Source organism: Streptomyces sp. NPDC091972, assembly GCF_044756385.1.
Taxonomy (GTDB): Bacteria; Actinomycetota; Actinomycetes; order Streptomycetales; family Streptomycetaceae; genus Streptomyces.
This window is the reverse complement of record NZ_JBIVSV010000007.1, coordinates 16212-34208: the sequence shown is the minus strand read 5'-3', so window position 1 is coordinate 34208 and position 17997 is coordinate 16212. Positions and strand designations below refer to the sequence as shown.

At 70.6% G+C, this 17997-nt stretch carries 14 protein-coding genes; 5 read left to right on the top strand and 9 right to left on the bottom strand.

The genetic code is table 11. From position 1 onward, the window contains the following. Positions 1–8: 8 nt before the first annotated feature. The 3 genes from ACIQJT_RS21550 (at position 9) to ACIQJT_RS21540 (ending at position 2739) form a co-directional block, all read left to right on the top strand. The gene (locus tag ACIQJT_RS21550) at positions 9–617 is read left to right on the top strand and encodes a DUF6114 domain-containing protein (RefSeq protein WP_402645780.1); all 609 of its coding nucleotides are present in this window, start codon (positions 9–11) and stop codon (positions 615–617) included. Beyond that, positions 607–1944, top strand: a complete 1338-nt coding sequence (locus ACIQJT_RS21545; protein WP_402645777.1) for a hypothetical protein — start codon at positions 607–609, stop codon at positions 1942–1944. The genes ACIQJT_RS21550 and ACIQJT_RS21545 overlap by 11 nt, the downstream gene beginning before the upstream one ends. 237 nt (positions 1945–2181) lie before the next feature. Then, the gene (locus ACIQJT_RS21540; RefSeq protein WP_402645776.1) at positions 2182–2739 is read left to right on the top strand and encodes a hypothetical protein; all 558 of its coding nucleotides are present in this window, start codon (positions 2182–2184) and stop codon (positions 2737–2739) included. Between the two features lie 56 nt (positions 2740–2795). Here the strand turns inward: ACIQJT_RS21540 and pyk are convergent, their stop codons facing one another. From pyk to pta, 3 genes are all read right to left on the bottom strand, one after another. Next, a complete protein-coding gene (pyk, locus tag ACIQJT_RS21535) occupies positions 2796–4220 on the bottom strand; it encodes a pyruvate kinase (protein ID WP_365465461.1) in 1425 nt (474 codons plus the stop codon). A 114-nt stretch (positions 4221–4334) separates the two neighbouring features. Then, on the bottom strand, positions 4335–5543 hold the full coding sequence (locus ACIQJT_RS21530) for an acetate kinase (RefSeq protein ID WP_365465458.1): 1209 nt from the start codon (positions 5541–5543) through the stop codon (positions 4335–4337). Continuing rightward, positions 5540–7684 (bottom strand): phosphate acetyltransferase, encoded by a 2145-nt coding sequence (pta, locus tag ACIQJT_RS21525; protein ID WP_402645773.1) that lies wholly within the window; start codon positions 7682–7684, stop codon positions 5540–5542. The genes ACIQJT_RS21530 and pta overlap by 4 nt, the downstream gene beginning before the upstream one ends. 197 nt (positions 7685–7881) lie before the next feature. On the opposite strand from pta, the gene ACIQJT_RS21520 reads away from it, so the two are divergent. Next, on the top strand, positions 7882–8907 hold the full coding sequence (locus ACIQJT_RS21520; protein WP_365465452.1) for an ATP-dependent 6-phosphofructokinase: 1026 nt from the start codon (positions 7882–7884) through the stop codon (positions 8905–8907). 48 nt (positions 8908–8955) lie between these two features. On the opposite strand, the gene ACIQJT_RS21515 is transcribed toward ACIQJT_RS21520, so the two are convergent. The 6 genes from ACIQJT_RS21515 to ACIQJT_RS21490 form a co-directional block, all read right to left on the bottom strand. Further along, on the bottom strand, positions 8956–9660 hold the full coding sequence (locus tag ACIQJT_RS21515; RefSeq protein ID WP_402645769.1) for a helix-turn-helix domain-containing protein: 705 nt from the start codon (positions 9658–9660) through the stop codon (positions 8956–8958). A gap of 922 nt (positions 9661–10582) precedes the next feature. Next, positions 10583–11425, bottom strand: a complete 843-nt coding sequence (locus ACIQJT_RS21510) for a carbohydrate ABC transporter permease (protein ID WP_365465446.1) — start codon at positions 11423–11425, stop codon at positions 10583–10585. Positions 11426–11427: 2 nt separating this feature from the next. Further along, a complete protein-coding gene (locus ACIQJT_RS21505; protein WP_402645765.1) occupies positions 11428–12288 on the bottom strand; it encodes a carbohydrate ABC transporter permease in 861 nt (286 codons plus the stop codon). Next, positions 12285–13646, bottom strand: a complete 1362-nt coding sequence (locus ACIQJT_RS21500) for an extracellular solute-binding protein (protein ID WP_402645763.1) — start codon at positions 13644–13646, stop codon at positions 12285–12287. The genes ACIQJT_RS21505 and ACIQJT_RS21500 overlap by 4 nt, the downstream gene beginning before the upstream one ends. Before the next feature lie 135 nt (positions 13647–13781). Then, positions 13782–14468 carry a response regulator gene (locus ACIQJT_RS21495; RefSeq protein ID WP_053846394.1) on the bottom strand — a complete coding sequence of 229 codons (687 nt, stop codon included), beginning with the start codon at positions 14466–14468 and terminating at the stop codon, positions 13782–13784. Then, complete coding sequence (locus tag ACIQJT_RS21490) at positions 14465–16249, bottom strand: ATP-binding protein (protein ID WP_402645759.1); 1785 nt, start codon at positions 16247–16249, stop codon at positions 14465–14467. The genes ACIQJT_RS21495 and ACIQJT_RS21490 overlap by 4 nt, the downstream gene beginning before the upstream one ends. 176 nt (positions 16250–16425) lie before the next feature. Here ACIQJT_RS21490 and ACIQJT_RS21485 point away from each other — a divergent pair, with 176 nt between their 5' ends. Next, complete coding sequence (locus tag ACIQJT_RS21485; protein ID WP_402646475.1) at positions 16426–17829, top strand: cation:dicarboxylate symporter family transporter; 1404 nt, start codon at positions 16426–16428, stop codon at positions 17827–17829. Positions 17830–17997: the final 168 nt, after the last annotated feature.

Sequence of the window (17997 nt, the reverse complement as noted above, 5' to 3'; positions counted from 1 at the left end):
CTTTTTCCATGAGTGCCGAGACTCCGGTCCAGAGCGTCGGGACTTTCACCCGGCTGCGTCTGCGATTCCGTGCCTGGCGGGGCAACCGGCCGTTCTGGGCGGGCCTGTTCACCCTGCTCGGCGGGCTGCCGATCGCTTACTTCCCGTACGCCACGCTCAAGTTGGGCACCATGTCGATCGCCATGGCGACGACCGCGGGTGCCGGCTCCCTCATCATCGGCGTACTGCTGTTCACGCTGGGTCTGACCATGTGGTTCCAGCAGGCCACACGGATCTTCGCCGGGGTCGCAGCGATCGTGCTCTCCCTGGTGTCCCTGGTGGTCTCCAACATCGGCGGCTTCATCCTGGGCTTCCTCTTCGCGCTGATCGGTGGTGCGCTCGCCGTCTCCTGGGCGCCCGGTGTGCCGCCCCGGCCGCAGCCGCTGGACGAGGACGGGACGCAGGGCGGTGCGCCCCAGGCCGCCGACCCCGACACCGCGATCCTCAAGCCGGTGGGGGACGAGCCCGGAGCCGCGTACCCGGCGCCGGAGCACGGCCGGGACGGATCGTCGGACCGGACGCCCGAGAACGCCTGGGCCGGCGGCGACGACGCGAACGGGGGGTACCGTGTCGGCTGAGAACCTCTCCGGCGAGGGCCGCGCGGTCGCCGCGGAGGTCAGAACCGGCCCCCGGCACGCGGCGCCCAAGAAGCCCCTGTTCAACAGGTTCCACATGCCGGCCGGCAAGGCGATAGCCATGGCGGCGATGCCGACGGCCGTTCTCATGGGCATAGGTTTCACGCCGACGCTCGCCCTCGCCGACGACGCGCCGACCGCGAAGAGCCTGACGGCGGACGAGTACAAGGACTGCATCGCGGCGCTGGACGGCAGCGCCTCCCCGTCCGCCTCGGCGAGCTCCTCGCCCGACGCCACGGCGACACCGTCCCCGTCGGCGTCCTCCGGGTCCGGCTCCAACTCCGGCTCGGGTTCGGACGGTTCCTCTTCGTCGGATTCAGGTTCCGACGACGAGGCCACGCCGACGCCCACGCCGTCCGCCTCCGCGACCAAGCAGGAGAGCAGCTCCTCCTCCGACTCCGCGGACTCCGGCACCGCCACGGCGACACCGTCCCCGTCGGCCTCCGCGAGCGACGACGGCAACCTCCTGACGGACATCGGCGACGCGCTCACCGGGATCTTCACGGGCGGCTCCGGCTCCAGCGGTTCGGCCGGCGCCACTCCGACGCCGACCCCCTCCGCCTCGGCGTCCAAGAGCGCGGACGACAGCGCCGGCAACGGCGCGGACGACACCGCCAAGGACACGGCCGACAAGGTCACCGACACGGTCAAGGACACCGTGAAGGACACGACCGGCACGGCGTCCAAGGCGGCCGAGGACACCACCAAGGTCGTCCAGGACACCGCGAAGGCGGCCGAGGAGGCGGCGGCGGACGCCACGGCCTCCCCGAGCCCCTCGGCGAGTTCCACGACCGACCCGGAGGACTGCCCGGCCGCCACGGACGAGGAGGGCGACACCGAGCCCGGTATCACCGTGGCGGACAAGGCCTGGACCCTGAAGGCCAGTTCGCTCACCCTCAAGGGCGCCGACTACCAGGGCGTCGTCAAGGTCAGGACCGCGAGCGGCACGACGAAGAAGGTCCTGAAGTACGTCGTGTCCGGCGGCACCGACATCGGCGACCTGCACCAGATCGTCACCGAGGGCGGCAAGACGTACCACGTGCAGGCGGGCAAGGGCACGACGTCGAAGATCACCGGTGGCAAGACGACGATGTACACCGAGAGCATCTCCGGCAACCTGCTGGGGCTGATCCCGGTCACGTTCAGCCCGGACAGCCCCCCGCCGCTGAACATCCCCCTGATCTACTTCACCAACGTCACGGTCCAGCAGGCCGCCCAGTACGGCGGGACCCTGACCATTCCCGGGATGCACCAGTACAGCGAGGGCTGACCGGCCCCTTCACGAACCCTTCCGGGAGCCGCAGAAAGACTGTGCCCCGCCGGGCCGGCCCCGGCGGGGCACAGCCGCGGGGAACGACCCCTGCGGCACGGGAACGGCCCATCTGGCGCGAAAGACCGTCCCTCCGGGCAGTCCCTTCCTCAAACAGGGCGACCCGTTCTGGGCTCCGGGCGGCGGAGCCGAGCAGCTCGGCAGGGAGCTCTTCGAGGCGGCTGGGGTTGTGTTCCCGTGACCGGAGTCTTCGATGACCTGTTCCGGCTCGATCTCGACGGCCATGTGCGCCTCTGGTCGGCGCCGGGCGTCGCCGCGGTCGATGGGGACGTGAGCCAGTGGATGGCCGCGGCCCAGCAGTTCGCCGCCCGGCTCCAGGACGATCCGTCCGGGCCGGCCGGGCTCACCGACGACCAGTGGCGTGCCGTCGGACGGGCGTGGGCGGTGCTGTTGGCCGGCGCCGAGCGGGCGACCGGGCGGCAGCGGGGCGAGTGGCTGCTGCGGGACCTGCACCTGAGGTCCTGGCTGCTCCAGCACGTCGGGCCGCGCGAGGGCGTCCCCCTGCTGGAACCGGCGGCCGTGCTGGAGAGGGCGCTGGCCTCCATGCCCATGTCCCCCTCGGAGGCAGCCCGCGCGGCCCCGCACTGGCGGGAGCAGGACCGGGAACAGATCATGGCGCTGCGGATGATCCGACGGCTGCTCGCTCCGGTACGGCCGTTGGCCGGGCTGCTCGCGGACCACCCCCGCTGGGGCGAGGTCCAGGAGTGGGAGCGCGTGGCCCGCGAACTGCCGTGACACGCACCGAGGGCGCCCCCTCACAGGGAGCGCCCTCGGTGTCGTACGGGAAAGGCCTACTGCGCGCCGCCGATGTGGTGCACCCGGAGCATGTTCGTCGTGCCCGGGACGCCGGGGGGCGAGCCGGCGGTGATGATGACGGTGTCGCCCGGGTTGAAGCGGTTGATCTTGGCGATCTCCTGGTCGACCATGTCGACCATCTCGTCCGTGGTGTTCACGAAGGGGACCACGTGGGACTCCACGCCCCAGCTGAGAGCCAGCTGGTTGCGGGTGTTCTCGTCCGTCGTGAAGGCGATGATCGGCTGCTGGGCGCGGTAGCGCGACAGACGGCGGGCGGTGTCGCCGGACTGGGTGAAGGCCACCAGGCCGCGGCCGCCGAGGAAGTCGGCGATCTCGCAGGCCGCGCGGGCCACCGAACCGCCCTGTGTGCGGGGCTTCTTGCCGGGGACGAGGGGCTGGAGGCCCTTGGAGAGCAGCTCCTCCTCGGCCGCGGTGACGATCTTCGACATCGTCTTCACGGTCTCGATCGGGTAGGCGCCGACCGAGGACTCCGCCGACAGCATGACCGCGTCCGCGCCGTCCAGGATCGCGTTGGCCACGTCGGAGGCCTCGGCGCGGGTGGGGCGGGAGTTGGTGATCATCGACTCCATCATCTGGGTCGCCACGATCACCGGCTTGGCGTTGCGGCGGCACAGCTCGATTAGGCGCTTCTGCACCATCGGGACCTTCTCGAGCGGGTACTCGACGGCCAGGTCGCCACGGGCCACCATGACGGCGTCGAACGCCATCACGACGTCCTCCATGTTGTCCACCGCCTGCGGCTTCTCCACCTTGGCGATGACGGGGACCCGGCGTCCCTCCTCGTCCATCACGCGGTGGACGTCGGCCACGTCCTTGGCGTCCCGGACGAAGGACAGCGCGACCATGTCGCAGCCCATGCGCAGCGCGAAACGGAGGTCCTCGACGTCCTTCTCGGACAGCGCCGGGACGTTCACGGCGGCGCCGGGCAGGTTGATGCCCTTGTGGTCGGAGACGACACCGCCCTCGATGACGATCGTCTTGACCCGGGGGCCGTCGACGTCCAGGACCTTCAGCTCGACGTTGCCGTCGTTGATGAGGATCTGGTCGCCGCGGGAGACGTCACCGGGCAGGCCCTTGTAGGTCGTCCCGCAGATGGTCCTGTCACCGGGGACGTCCTCGACGGTGATGACGAACTCGTCACCGCGCTCCAGCTCGACCGGACCCTCGGCGAAGGTCTCGAGGCGGATCTTCGGGCCCTGGAGGTCGGCGAGGACACCGATGGCCCGGCCGGTCTCCTTGGCGGCGGCACGGACGCGATCGTACCGCCCCTGGTGCTCGGCGTGCGAGCCGTGGCTGAAGTTGAAACGGGCCACGTTCATGCCGGCTTCGATCAGCGAGACCAGTTGCTCGTGGGAGTCGACCGCGGGGCCGAGAGTACAGACGATTTTCGAACGGCGCATGGGGCGATCCTATCGGTTTGTTTCGCTGCGGAATATTCCGTCTGGCGGAAGATACAAATGGGCGGAACGTCGCTCAACTGGGTTACCGCTCGGTCGCCAGGCACGGAACCGAAATCAATCCCGCCCGACCAGCGCGTAGGTCTGCGTCGCGATTTCCAGTTCCTCGTCGGTCGGCACCACGGCCACCTTCACCCGTGCGTCGGCGGGCGAGATCAGCCGCGGTTCGTCGCTCCGTACGGCGTTGAGCTCGCGGTCCACCGCCAGGCCCAGGGTCTCCAGGCCCGCCACGGCGGCCTCCCGCACCGGCGCCGCGTTCTCGCCGACCCCGGCGGTGAACGCGATCGCGTCCACCGTACCGAGAACGGCGTAATAGGCGCCGATGTACTTCTTCAGACGGTGAATGTAGATGTCGAAGGCGAGCGCGGCCCGCTCGTCCCCCTCGTCGATCCGGCGCCGAATCTCCCGCATGTCGTTGTCACCGCAGAGGCCGACCAGTCCGCTCTTCTTGTTGAGAAGAGTGTCGATTTCGTCGATGGACATTCCGCCAACGCGCGCCAAATGGAAGATGACGGCCGGATCCGTGTCTCCGGAGCGCGTACCCATCACGAGCCCCTCCAAAGGCGTCAGCCCCATCGAGGTGTCCACGCAGCGTCCGCCCCGTACGGCGGACGCGGACGCGCCGTTGCCGAGGTGCAGCACGATCACGTTCACCTCTTCCGGCGACTTCCCGAGCAGCTCCGCCGTCGCCCGGGACACGTACGCGTGCGAGGTGCCGTGGAAGCCGTAGCGGCGGACGCGGTGCGCGTCGGCGGTCTCCACGTCGATCGCGTAGCGCGCCGCCGACTCCGGCATGGTGGTGTGGAACGCGGTGTCGAAGACGGCGACCTGGGGCAGGTCCGGGCGCAGCGCCCGCGCGGTGCGGATGCCGGTGAGGTTGGCCGGGTTGTGCAGCGGGGCGACCGGGATCAGCCGTTCGATCTCGGCGAGCACGGCCTCGTCGATCACCGTCGGCTCGGTGAAGGCCTTGCCGCCGTGCACGACCCGGTGCCCGATGGCGGCCAGTTCGGGGGAGTCCAGGCCGAGCCCGTCCTGCGCCAGCTCCTCCGCGACGGCCTTCAGGGCGGCGTCGTGGTCGGCGATCGCGCCGGTCCGCTCACGGCTGTCCCCGCCGGTCGCGAGCGGCGTGTGCTTCAGCCGCGAGGACCGCTCACCGATGCGCTCGACGAGCCCCGCCGCCAGCCGGCTGCTGTCCCGCATGTCGAGCAACTGGTATTTCACCGACGAGGAGCCGGAGTTGAGGACGAGGACGCGGGTGGCGCTCACTGGGCGGAAGCCTTCTCTGTCGAAGCGGTCGAGGCGGTCGAAGCGGTCGAGGCCGTCGAGGCGGGGCCGGTGGTCGGGGTCTGGGCCTGGATCGCCGTGATGGCGACGGTGTTGACGATGTCCGAGACGAGGGCGCCCCGGGACAGGTCGTTGACGGGCTTGCGCAGGCCCTGGAGCACCGGGCCGACGGCGATCGCGCCGGCCGAGCGCTGCACGGCCTTGTAGGTGTTGTTGCCCGTGTTGAGGTCCGGGAAGATCAGCACCGTCGCCTGTCCGGCCACGTCCGACTCCGGCAGCTTGGTCTCGGCGACGGTCGGCTCGACGGCGGCGTCGTACTGGATCGGACCCTCGATCCTGAGGTCGGGCCGCCGCTGCCGTACCAGCTCGGTGGCCTCGCGCACCTTGTCGACGTCGGCGCCCGAGCCGGACGTGCCGGTGGAGTACGACAGCATCGCGATCCGCGGCTCCACGCCGAACTGCGCGGCGGTCGCGGCGGACTGGATGGCGATGTCGGCGAGCTGCTCGGCGTTCGGGTCGGGGTTCACCGCACAGTCGCCGTACACCAGCACCTTGTCGGCGAGGCACATGAAGAAGACCGACGAGACGATGTCGGCGTCCGGCTTCGTCTTGATGATCTCGAAGGCCGGGCGGATCGTCGCCGCCGTGGAGTGCACCGACCCGGACACCATGCCGTCGGCGAGGCCCTCCTGGACCATCAGCGTGCCGAAGTAGTTCACGTCGGAGACCACGTCGTAGGCCAGCTCGACCGTGACGCCCCGGTGGGCCCGCAGGGCGGCGTACTTCTCGGCGAACGCGTCGCGCAGTTCCGAGGTGGCCGGGTCGATCAGCCGGCAGTCGCCGAGGTCGATGCCGAGGTCGGCGGCCTTCTTGCGGATCTGGTCGACCGGGCCGAGCAGCGTGAGGTCGCACACGCCCCGGCGCAGCAGGACCTCGGCCGCGTGCAGCACCCGCGGCTCGGTGCCCTCGGGGAGCACGACCCGGCGCTTGTCGGAGCGGGCCGTCTCCAGGAGCTGGTGCTCGAACATCATCGGCGTGAGCCGGTCGCTGCTCGGCGCGGAGACCCGGCGGGCGAGCTCGGCGGTGTCCGCGTACCGCTCGAAGAGACCGAGCGCGGTCTCCGCCTTGCGCGGGGTGGCCGCGTTCAGCTTGCCCTCCAGGGCGAAGAGTTCGGCGGCGGTGGGGAAGCTGTTGCCGGGCACCGAGAGCACCGGGGTGCCGGGGGCGAGGCGGGCGGCGAGGGTGAGGATCTCGTCGCTCGGCACCTCGTTCAGGGTGAGCAGCACCCCGGCTATCGGCGGGGTGCCGGCGCTGTGCGCGGCGAGCGAGCCGACCACCAGGTCCGCGCGGTCGCCCGGGGTGACCACGAGGCAGCCCGGGGTCAGGGCGTTCAGGAAGTTCGGCAGCATCGCGCCGCCGAACACGAAGTCCAGTGCGTCCCGGGCGAGCCCGGAGTCGTCGCCGAGCACGACCTTCGCGCCGAGCGCCTGGCCGATCTGGGCGACCGTGGGCGCGGCGAGGGCGGGCTCGTCCGGTACGACGTAACAGGGCACCGGCATCCGGCCGCGCAGCCGCTCGGCGATCTCCTCGCGGTCCTCCCGGGCCACCCGGTTGGTGACCATGGCGAGGACGTCGCAGCCCAGGCTGTCGTAGGCCCGGTAGGCGTTGCGGGTCTCCGCGAGCACCGACTCGGCCTGCTGTCCCCGTCCGCCCACGACCGGGATCACGGAGGCGCCGAACTCGTTGGCGAGCCGGGCGTTGAGCGCGAGTTCGTCGGGGAGCTGGGTGTCGGCGAAGTCGGTGCCCAGGACCAGGACGACGTCGAAGTCGCGGGCCACCAGGTGGAAACGGTCGACGAGGGTGGAGACCAGCTCGTCGGTGCCGCGCTCGGCCTGGAGCGCGGACGCCTCGTGGTAGTCGAGGCCGTAGACGGTGGCCGGGTCCTGGGAGAGCCGGTAGCGGGCGCGCAGCAGCTCGAAGAGCCGGTCGGGACTGTGGTGCACCAGCGGCCGGAACACCCCCACCCGGTCGACCTGCCGGGTCAGCAGCTCCATGACCCCCAGCTCGACGACCTGGCGGCCGTCGCCGCGGTCGATCCCGGTCACGTACACGCTGCGGGTCACGCGTGGTCTCCGTTCCGTCGCCTTCGGAAAAGTCGCTGTCATGAAAATCGCCCACCTAGGTGAGCGGAAACCCTCTTGACAATACCCCGATCGATGGATAAGGCGCCCGTCAGCACCGGATGCGACGGGGCTGTGCGGGACGTGAAAGAATCGGACCTGGCTCACCGGTATCAACAGCGAGCAGGAGACACAGCACGATGCGCATCGGAGTTCTCACCGCAGGCGGCGACTGCCCCGGCCTGAACGCCGTGATCCGGTCGGTCGTGCACCGCGCGGTCGACAACTACGGCGACGAGGTCATCGGGTTCGAGGACGGCTACTCCGGCCTGCTCGACGGCCGCTACCGCGCCCTCGACCTGGACAGCGTCAGCGGCATCCTGGCCCGCGGCGGCACCATCCTCGGCTCCTCCCGCCTGGAGCGCGACCGGCTGCGCGAGGCGTGCGAGAACGCCTCGGACATGATCCACGAGTTCGGCATCGACGCGCTGATCCCGATCGGCGGCGAGGGCACGCTCACGGCCGCGCGGATGCTGTCCGACGCGGGCCTCCCGGTCGTCGGCGTCCCGAAGACGATCGACAACGACATCTCGTCCACCGACCGCACCTTCGGCTTCGACACCGCGGTCGGCGTGGCCACCGAGGCCATGGACCGCCTCAAGACCACCGCCGAGTCCCACCAGCGCGTGATGGTCGTGGAGGTCATGGGCCGGCACGCGGGCTGGATCGCCCTGGAGTCCGGCATGGCCGCCGGCGCCCACGGCATCTGCCTGCCCGAGCGCCCCTTCGACCCGGCCGACCTGGTCAAGATGGTCGAGGAGCGCTTCGCCCGCGGCAAGAAGTTCGCCGTGGTCTGCGTCGCCGAGGGCGCCCACCCCGCCGAGGGCAGCATGGACTACGGCAAGGGCGAGATCGACCAGTTCGGCCACGAGCGCTTCCAGGGCATCGGCACCGCCCTGGCGTACGAGCTGGAGCGCCGGCTCGGCAAGGAGGCCAAGCCGGTCATCCTCGGGCACGTCCAGCGCGGTGGCGTACCCACCGCGTACGACCGGGTCCTCGCCACCCGCTTCGGATGGCACGCGGTGGAGGCCGCGCACCGGGGCGAGTTCGGCAGGATGACCGCGCTCAGGGGCACCGACATCGTGATGGTGCCGCTCGCCGAGGCGGTCACCGAGCTGAAGACGGTCCCCAAGGACCGGATGGACGAGGCGGAGTCGGTCTTCTAGACCTGTTTTCCTGGGCCTGACGGGCCGGGCCGGGCGGGGCGGCGGTGGTTACGGCCGCCCCTCGACCGCGTCCCAGAACCGCTCCACGATCTCGTCCAGGAACTCCTGGCCGGCCTGGCCGGAGCGTTCGCCGCCCCCGCCCCAGCTCAGGGTGGACACCATCTGCCCCTGGTACTGCCGGTGCAGATCCACGAGGGTCTCCTCCACCAGGCGCCGGTCCAGGGGCACGATCTTCGCGATCTGGCGTACGTAGGCCTGCCAGCGGGTGCTGACCGCCCCGCGCAGGCATTCGGCGAGCCGTTTCTCGCGCCCCGTCACGGCGACGAAGTCCGGCAGGGTCAGCTCCAGCAGGTCGGCGAGGGCGGCGGACTGGCGGTCGGTGCCGCGCCACTCGTCGTGCTCCTCCATGCTGAGGTAGGCGAGCAGTTCCAGCCCCACCGCGCGGGCGACGTCCTCGGGGGCGATGCCGCGCGCCACGCGGTGTTCGCGCAGGGTGCGGGGGCGGCCGATGAGTTCACCGGGGGAGCACCACAACACGCCCGCCAGGGCGGTGAGTTCCGGACTGGTCGGGCAGACGGTCCCGCGTTCCCAGGCGATGACGAGATCCGGGGTGGCGTAGGGCAGCCCGTACGAGACGCGCAGCCCGTAGGCCACGTGCTCGGGCCCCATGCCGAGGGCGGCACGGAGTCTGCGGGCGGTGAGGTTGTCGAAGGGCGGTCCGGGCTGGTTCGGCAGGGCTGGGGGTCGGCGCACGGCCCACAAGTTAGGGAAGCGAACGGCCGGTGACTACGGTCTGTTCGGCCAGGAACACGGATTGTAGGAACCTACGGTTTCGCGCGCGCATTCGGGCTGGTCGTAGATCCTCCGCGGGCGGTGCGGAAGCGGCGGCGAGCGCGGCACCGGGGGTCGGGCGGATGCCCGGAACGAAATGTGATCTTCGAGCACGAAGTGAATGGCAAGGTAGAGGGGCATATTCGCGAGCGTCCACCGGCACCGAATTCCTGGCGCTTCGCGAGCCCCGGTCCCGAGGGAGCGCCCCAGGTCTCGCCCGTGCGGGCGGACCTCGAAGGTGAGTACGTCATGGTCAGCACGGCGACCGGGCGGGTGAGCGAGGAAAACCCGCGGCGCAATCCGAACGTTCCCCTCTCCCGCCCCGACTTGGAGAGCCGCCCCTGGGACGGCGTCGGGAGCCGGAGCCGGGTGGTGCTCCCCACTGCCGCAAGGGCGTGGGGATGCCGCACGCGGAGGGTGGGCGGACGGAACGCTCTGCGGACCGGCACACCCGGAAGGACATCGATGAGGACCCCAACCCACGGCTGCTTGCTGCTCGAACCGGTCCGGGGCGGGGGGTGGGGGCTGGAGCCGTTCCGACGGGGTCGCAACGTCGGTCGCGCCCGGGTAGGAAGTCGGTCGGCCGTGTGTCAGGGCGGGGCCCGCTGGCTGTGGGCTGGCGTGCGTGGACGGGGTCGGCGGGGAGGGGCGGGAGTGGTCGGCAGGGCCGGTTCCGGTGGTCGGGCGCGTCCTGGAAGGGGATCGGTTGGGTGTCTGTCGGAGCGGGGACGGGAGTTCGGCGCACGCGGCCACGCGACGCGCACGCGGGCCGGGCACTTGACGCACCTCTGGGTGCGCGGGAGCCCCCGGCGGTCGGGGCCGGGGTGACGAGTTCAGGACTGGGTCACCCCTTGACCGCGCCGCCCAGGGCGAACCCGCCCCCCAACCGTCGGGCGACCAGTACGTACAGCAGGATCACCGGTGTCGAGTAGACGATCGAGAACGCGGCGAGCTGGCCGTAGGCCACCATGCCGCGGTTGCCGAAGAACTCGTTGATGCTGACGGACGCCGGCATCTGGTCCGGGGTGAGCAGCAGCATGAACGGGACGAAGAAGTTCCCCCACATCATGACGAAGGAGAAGACGGTCACGACCGCGACCCCGGGTCCCATGAGGGGCAGCACGATCCGGACCAGGGACTGGAGGGTGCCGGCGCCGTCCGTCCAGGCCGCCTCCTCCAGCTCCTTCGGCACGCCGTCCATGAAGTTCTTCATCAGCCAGATGGCGAAGGGGAGTTGGGAGGCGGCGAAGAACAGGATCGTGCCCTGGAGGGTGTCGATCAGGTCGACCTGCACGAAGAGCGCGTAGACCGGGACCATGATCGCCGTGATGGGCAGGCTGGTGGCGAACAGGATCGACAGCAGGAACGGCCGGTTGAGGCGGGAGCGGAAGCGGGACAGGGGATAGGCGGCGAGGGCCGCGCAGACCACCGTCAGCAGGGTCGCCCCGCCGCACAGGACGAGGCTGTTGAGCAGCGGGGTGAAGGTGATCTCCGAGGTCAGGATCGCGTCGAAGTTTTCGAGCGTGAGCCCGTCCGGGACCTTCACCCGAAGGTCGGCGTGCGGGTCCAGCGCCGACAGCACCACCCAGGCGAGCGGCAGCACGAAGGCGGCGGCGACCACCAACAGGCCCGCGTCGGCGGCCAGTCGGCGGTTGCGGCGGCGGTCGGCGAGCGATGCCCCGGCCATGTTCACACCTCCGTCCGCAGCAGGCGCATGTAGACCACGGAGAAGAGGGACCCCACCAGGAGCAGCAGCAGGGCCACCGCGGTGCCGTAGCCGATCATGCTGTTCTGGAAGGCCTGTTCGTACATGAACAGGGGCAGGGTCTGGCTTCTGTCGCCCGGACCGCCCCTGGTCATCACCCAGATCAGCCCGAAGACCGAGAGGGTCTGGAGGGTGTTGAGCATCAGGTTCGTGCCGATGGAGCGCCGGATCATCGGCAGGGTGATGTGCCACATCCGGCGCCAGCCGCCCGCCCCGTCGACCTCGGCGGCCTCCGTGATCTCCTTCGGGATCTCGTTCAGGGCCGCCGTGTAGACCAGCATGGAGAAGGCCGTGCCCCGCCACACGTTCGCGAAGGACACCGCCAGGATCGGCAGGGTGAACAGCCAGTTCTGGGACGGCAGACGGAGCAGGTCGAGCACGGCGTTCAGGGTGCCCTCCTTGCGGAAGAAGGCGTAGAGGAGGAAGCCCGCCACGACCTCGGGCAGCACCCACGCGGTGATGACGATGCCGCCCGTGAGCGTGCGCACGGGCTTGGAGGCGCGCCGCATCAGCGAGGCGAGGGCCAGGCCCAGGGTGTTCTGACCGACCAGCGACGACACGACCGTGAACACCAGCGTCAGCCATACCGCGTTGAGGAACTCCTCGTCCCCGAACGCCGTACGGAAGTTCTCGAAGCCGACGAACGACGACTCGGCCTGGCCGGTCAACTGGAGGTCGGTGAAGGCGATCCACGCGCAGTAGGCGATCGGACCGGCGAGGAAGAGGAGCAGCAGGACGAGGGCGGGGGTGAGGGGGAGGGCACGGGCGAGGGAGCGCGGGTTCACTTTTCGATCACTTGGTTGTCCGTGGCCTCCTTGAGCGCGTCGTCGTAGCCCTTGGCCGCCTCCTCGACGGGGACGTCACCGGTCGTCACGCCCTCCATCGCCTCCTGGATCGCGGTGGAGACCTTCGGGTACGCCGGGTAGGCGGGCCGGTAGTGGGTGCTCGCGACCAGGTCGGTGAAGAACTTGATCCCTGGCTGGGCCTTGGCGTACGCCGGGTCCTCGGCCACGTCCTCGCGCACCGCGATGCCGGAGTTGGCGACGTACCACTTCTGGGCGTTGGCCTTGGTCTGCATGGTCTTCACGAACTCGAAGGCGAGGTCGGGGTTGCCCGCCTTGGCCGGGACCGCCCAGGTCCAGCCGCCGGACATGCTCACCTTGCCGGGGGCCTGCCCGTGCTGGGTCGGCATGTACGCGAGGCCCAACTCCCGCGACCACTCGGGCCATTCGTGGCCGCTGCCGGGCAGCCAGTCCTGCGGGAGCCAGGAGCCGTCCAGGTTGATGCCCAGCTTGCCCTTGGGGAGCAGGTCGCCGCGGACGATGGTCTGGATGTTGGGGTCGAGAGCGGTGGAGACGTCCGGGCCGAGCTTCTCCCGGTAGACGGTCTCGACGAAGGACAGGGCGTCCTTGAAGCCCTGGCTGCCGGCGATCCACTTCTTGGCGGACTCGTCGTACAGGCGGTCCTCGGTGCCGTAGAGCAGCATCTCGAAGCCCTGCATGGTGGCGGCCTCGCCCGCGGGTTTGCCGGTGTAGACGTTGAGGGGGGTGACGTCCGGGACCCTGCGCTTGATGGTGCGGGCGGCATCCAGGACCTCGTCCCAGGTCCTGGGCTGCCAGTCGGCGGGCAGGCCGGCCTTGGCGAAGATGCCCTTGTCGAACCAGAGCCCGCGGGTGTCCGTGCCGTCCGGGACGCCGTACGTCTTGCCGTCCTCGGCCTTCGCGGCGGCCTTCGCGGTGTCGATGAACCGGTTCCAGTCGGGCCACTTGGCGAGGTAGGCGTCGAGCGGTTTCAAGTAGCCGCTGGTGATGTCGGAGTTGATGAGGAAGGTGTCCTCGTAGACCAGGTCGGGCGCGGTCTTCGCGGAGCGGAGCATCTGCTGGAGCTTGGTGTAGTACTCCGAGTCCGGGGCCTTGATCGGGACGAGCTCGACCTTCTTGCCGGGGTGGGCCTTCTCGAACTGCTTCTTGACGTCCGCGAGGTAGTCGTCCATCACGTGGACCGAGTTGTCGGTGGACTGTTTGAACGAGACCTTCACGGTGTCCGGATCGCTGCCGGAACCACCGCCGCAGGCGGTGAGGGCGGACGCGGCGAGGGCGGTGACGAGCAGGGAGGGGAGTACGGCGGTGGGGCGCACGGGCATGACCTCCTACGGGCTCACGTCGTTGTGGCCGGGACGGCTGCCGTGTGAACGTAAGTGGAGTGGTCTAGTCCCGTCAATGACCTTGCAGCGGACTGGACTTGCCGGGCGGCGGTCCGGCATGGCGGAGGGCCGTCCCTACTGCCCCCTGACCCACCGGTACTGCAACTCCGGCCGCCCCACCGTCCCGTACTGCGGACTGCGTGCCGCCCGGCCCGCGTCGACCAGGTGCTCCAGGTAGCGGCGGGCCGTGATCCGGGAGATGCCGACCACCTCGGCGAGACCGGTCGCCGTGAGGCCCTCCGCGCAGTCCCGCAGCGCCACCGTCACCCGCTCCAGGGTCGGCGCGCTGAGCCCCTTGGGCAGGGCGGCGGGACCCGGTGCCCGCAGTGTGGCCAGCGCGCGGTCCACCTCGTCCTGACCGCTCGCCTCACCGGCCGCCGCGTGGAACTCCGCGTACCGGATCAGCCGGTCCCGCAGGGTGGCGAAGGTGAACGGCTTCAGTACGTACTGCACGACTCCGAGGGAGACGCCCTCGCGGACGATCGTCAGGTCCCGGGCCGACGTCACCGCTATCACGTCCGCCTGATGCCCGGCCGCGCGCAGCGAACGGGCGAGCTGGAGGCCGTGCCCGTCCGGCAGGTGCAGATCGAGCAGGAGCAGGTCGACGGCCGTACGGTCCAGGAGGCGACGGGCCTCGGCGCCGGTGTGCGCCTTGCCGACGGCCGTGAAGCCGGGCACGCGGTTGACGTACAGGACGTGCGCGTCGGCGGCGACCGGGTCGTCCTCGACGACCAGGACACGGATGGGCTGCTGACCGGTCATGCGTCGCCTCCGGGGACGGGGGCGGGAACGGGGGCGCCGTCGTGGGCCGGGGGGTCACCGGAGACGGGGGAGCCGTCGGGTTCCGTGCCGTCGCCCGGGGCCGCGGAACCCTCCGGGGCCGGAGTCCCTCCCTCGGCCCCGGTCTCGCTCCCCAGCGGCAGCCGCACCTCGAACTCGGCGCCGCCCCCCTCCGCCTCCGTCACGGTCAGGGTGCCCTTGCAGCGGTTGACCGTCTGCCGTACGAGCGCGAGGCCCAGCCCGCGGCCGCCCGGGCCCGCCGGCTTCGTCGAGAAGCCCCGCTGGAACACCGTCTCCACGTGGGCCGGATCGACACCGGCGCCGGTGTCCGAGACCCGCAGCACCAGCCCGCGGCCGGCCGAGCCGGCGACGCCCGCCCCGCCCTCCGGGCCCGCCGTGTACGCCGTCACCGTCACCCGTGCCCGGACGCTGCCCTGGGCCGCGTCCACCGCGTTGTCGATGAGGTTGCCGAGGATGGTGACCAGGTCCCGGGCCGGGAGGCTCTCCGGCAGCAGTCCGTCGTCCAGGCGGCTGTCCTCCGAGACGACCAGCTCCACGCCCCGCTCGTTCGCCTGTGCGGTCTTGCCCAGCAGAAGGGCGGCCAGGACGGGCTCGCCGACCGCCGCCACGACCTGGTCGGTGAGGGCCTGCGCCAGTTCCAGTTCGGCGGTCGCGAAGTCCACCGCCTGTTCCGCGCGGCCCAGTTCGATCAGGGAGACGACCGTGTGCAGCCGGTTCGCCGCCTCGTGGGCCTGGGAGCGCAATGCCTGGGTGAAGCCGCGCTCCGAGTCCAACTCGCCCATGAGGGACTGGAGTTCGGTCACGTCGCGCAGGGTGACCACGGTGCCGCGCTGCTCTCCGCCGGAGACCGGGGAGGTGTTGACGACCAGCACCCGCGTGGACGTGAGGTGGACCTCGTCGACCCGCGGCTCCGAGGAGAGCAGCGCACCGGTCAGCGGCGCCGGCAGCCCGAGGTCCGCCACCGACCGCCCGACCACACCGTCCTGCGAGGACACCCCGAGCAACTCCCGTCCGCCGTCGTTGATCAGCGCGACACGGTACTGCCCGTCCAGCATCAGCAGCCCCTCGCGGACCGCGTGCAGGGTCGCCTGGTGGTAGTCGTGCATCCGGCTGAGCTCGGTCGCGTTCATGCCGTGCGTGTGGCGGCGCAGGCGGGCGTTGACGACGTACGTGCCGATGGCGCCGAGCGCGAGCGCGCCGCCCGCGACCGCGAGCAGGGCGGTGAGCTGGCCCTGCACCCGTTCGCTGATCTTCTCGACCTGGATGCCGGCGCTGACCAGGCCGATGACGTGTCCCCTGTCGTCCTTGACGGGGGTGACCGCCCGGACCGAGGCGCCCAGGGTGCCGGTGTAGGTCTCCGTGAAGGTCTCGCCCTTCAGCGCGCGCTCGGTGTTGCCGAGGAAGTGCTTGCCGATCTGGTTCTCGTCGGGGTGGGTCCAGCGGATGCCCCGCGGACTCATGATGGTGACGAAGTCGACCTCGGTGTCGGCCATGACCCTGAGCGCGTACGGCTGGAGTTCGGCCGTCGGTCTCGGCGTGCCTATCGCCTCCCGCACGGACGGCGAGTCCGCGACCGCCCGCGCCACCGCCCTGGCCTGACTGCGCGCCGCGTCCTCGGCCTGTCCCCGGTCGCTGACGTAGGTGAACAGCGCGTACCCCGCCACGAGCACGGCGATCAGCACGGCCTGCATGGCGAAGAGCTGGGCCGCCAGGCTGCGGGGTCTCGGTACGGCGATGCGCATGCCGTCAGTGTGCCCCATGGCCGATTTTGACCGCTGCCCTCGCGAGGGGGGCCGGCGGCCCGGCGCTCCGGGAGGCCGGTCGGTGAACTCAATGAACGGAAGGGTGACCGTCCTCACAGGGCGGGAGATAGTCACGGCATTCCTTCAAAAGCCCGGACGTGAGCCGCACGCCGGTCATGCCGACGAAGACGTCAAGGAGGGCAGCCGTGGCCGCCAGCACCCCCGATACGGCACCCGCAGTCAAAAAGGACCGCACGCACTACCTGTACATCGCGGTGATCGTCGCGGTCGCCCTCGGTATCACCGTCGGTCTGGTCGCGCCCGACTTCGCGGTCGAGCTGAAGCCGATCGGCACCGGGTTCGTGAACCTGATCAAGATGATGATCTCGCCGATCATCTTCTGCACGATCGTGCTCGGTATCGGATCGGTACGGAAGGCCGCCAAGGTCGGCGCCGTCGGCGGCATCGCGCTGATCTACTTCACGATCATGTCGCTGGTCGCGCTCGGCATCGGCCTGGTCGTCGGCAACATCCTGGACCCGGGCACCGGTCTGGCCGTGACCGACGCGGTCAAGGACGTCGGCCACGCGCAGGTCGACGCGGAGGCCAAGGACACCACCGAGTTCCTGCTCGGCATCATCCCGACCACGTTCGTCTCCGCCTTCACCGAGGGCGAGGTGCTCCAGACCCTGCTGATCGCACTGCTCGTCGGTTTCGCGCTGCAGGCCATGGGCCCGGTCGGGCAGCCGGTCCTGCGCGGTGTCGAGCACATCCAGCGGCTCGTCTTCCGTGTCCTCGCCATGGTGATGTGGGCCGCCCCGGTCGGCGCCTTCGGTGCGATGGCCGCCGTCGTGGGGTCGGCCGGCGTCGACGCCCTGAAGGACCTCGCGCTCCTGATGGTCGGCTTCTACACCACCTGCGTCCTGTTCGTCTTCATCGTGCTCGGCACGCTGCTGCGGCTGGTCGCGGGCCTCAACATCCTGACGCTGTTCAGGTACCTGGGCCGTGAGTTCCTGCTGATCCTGTCGACCTCCTCCTCCGAGTCCGCGCTGCCGCGGGTCATCGCGAAGATGGAGCACCTGGGTGTCAGCAAGCCGGTGGTCGGCATCACCATCCCGACCGGCTACTCCTTCAACCTCGACGGCACCATGATCTACATGACCATGGCCTCGCTGTTCATCGCCGACGCCATGGGCACCCCGATGTCGATCGGCGAGCAGATCCCGCTGCTGCTCTTCCTGTTCGTCGCCTCGAAGGGCGCCGCCGGTGTCACCGGCGCCGGTCTCGCGACCCTGGCCGGCGGTCTCCAGTCGCACAAGCCCGCCCTGGTGGACGGCATCGGCCTGATCGTCGGCATCGACCGCTTCATGAGCGAGGCGCGCGCCCTGACCAACTTCGCGGGCAACGCCGTGGCCACCGTCCTGATCGGCACCTGGACCAAGGAGATCGACCGCGAGCGCGTCGACCAGGTGCTCGCCGGTCACCTGCCCTTCGACGAGAAGACGCTCCTCGACCACGACGACGAGGTCCCGGCGGACATTCCCGAGCAGGGCGGCGAGAAGGAGCTGGCCAAGGCCTGAGCGGCCGGACGCCGGCGCCGGTGCCGACGCCGGACGCCGTGACCCGGTGGCCCCAGGGCCACACAGAGCAGAGCCGGGCCCGACCTGAACCCGGGCCCGGCTCCCCACCCCGGGCGGCCGAGTACTCCCCCCGTGGCTCGGCCGCCCGGGCCCCCTTCCCGGGCGCGG

Bases quoted from the DNA above. Each gene is read 5' to 3' on its own strand.
- ACIQJT_RS21550 (WP_402645780.1), top strand. From the start codon at position 9: ATGAGTGCCGAGACTCCGGTCCAGAGCGTCGGGACTTTCACCCGGCTG.
- pyk (WP_365465461.1), bottom strand. From the start codon at position 4,220: ATGCGCCGTTCGAAAATCGTCTGTACTCTCGGCCCCGCGGTCGACTCC.
- ACIQJT_RS21520 (WP_365465452.1), top strand. From the start codon at position 7,882: ATGCGCATCGGAGTTCTCACCGCAGGCGGCGACTGCCCCGGCCTGAAC.
- ACIQJT_RS21510 (WP_365465446.1), bottom strand. From the start codon at position 11,425: ATGGCCGGGGCATCGCTCGCCGACCGCCGCCGCAACCGCCGACTGGCC.
- ACIQJT_RS21500 (WP_402645763.1), bottom strand. From the start codon at position 13,646: ATGCCCGTGCGCCCCACCGCCGTACTCCCCTCCCTGCTCGTCACCGCC.
- ACIQJT_RS21495 (WP_053846394.1), bottom strand. From the start codon at position 14,468: ATGACCGGTCAGCAGCCCATCCGTGTCCTGGTCGTCGAGGACGACCCG.
- ACIQJT_RS21490 (WP_402645759.1), bottom strand. From the start codon at position 16,249: ATGCGCATCGCCGTACCGAGACCCCGCAGCCTGGCGGCCCAGCTCTTC.
- ACIQJT_RS21485 (WP_402646475.1), top strand. From the start codon at position 16,426: ATGCCGACGAAGACGTCAAGGAGGGCAGCCGTGGCCGCCAGCACCCCC.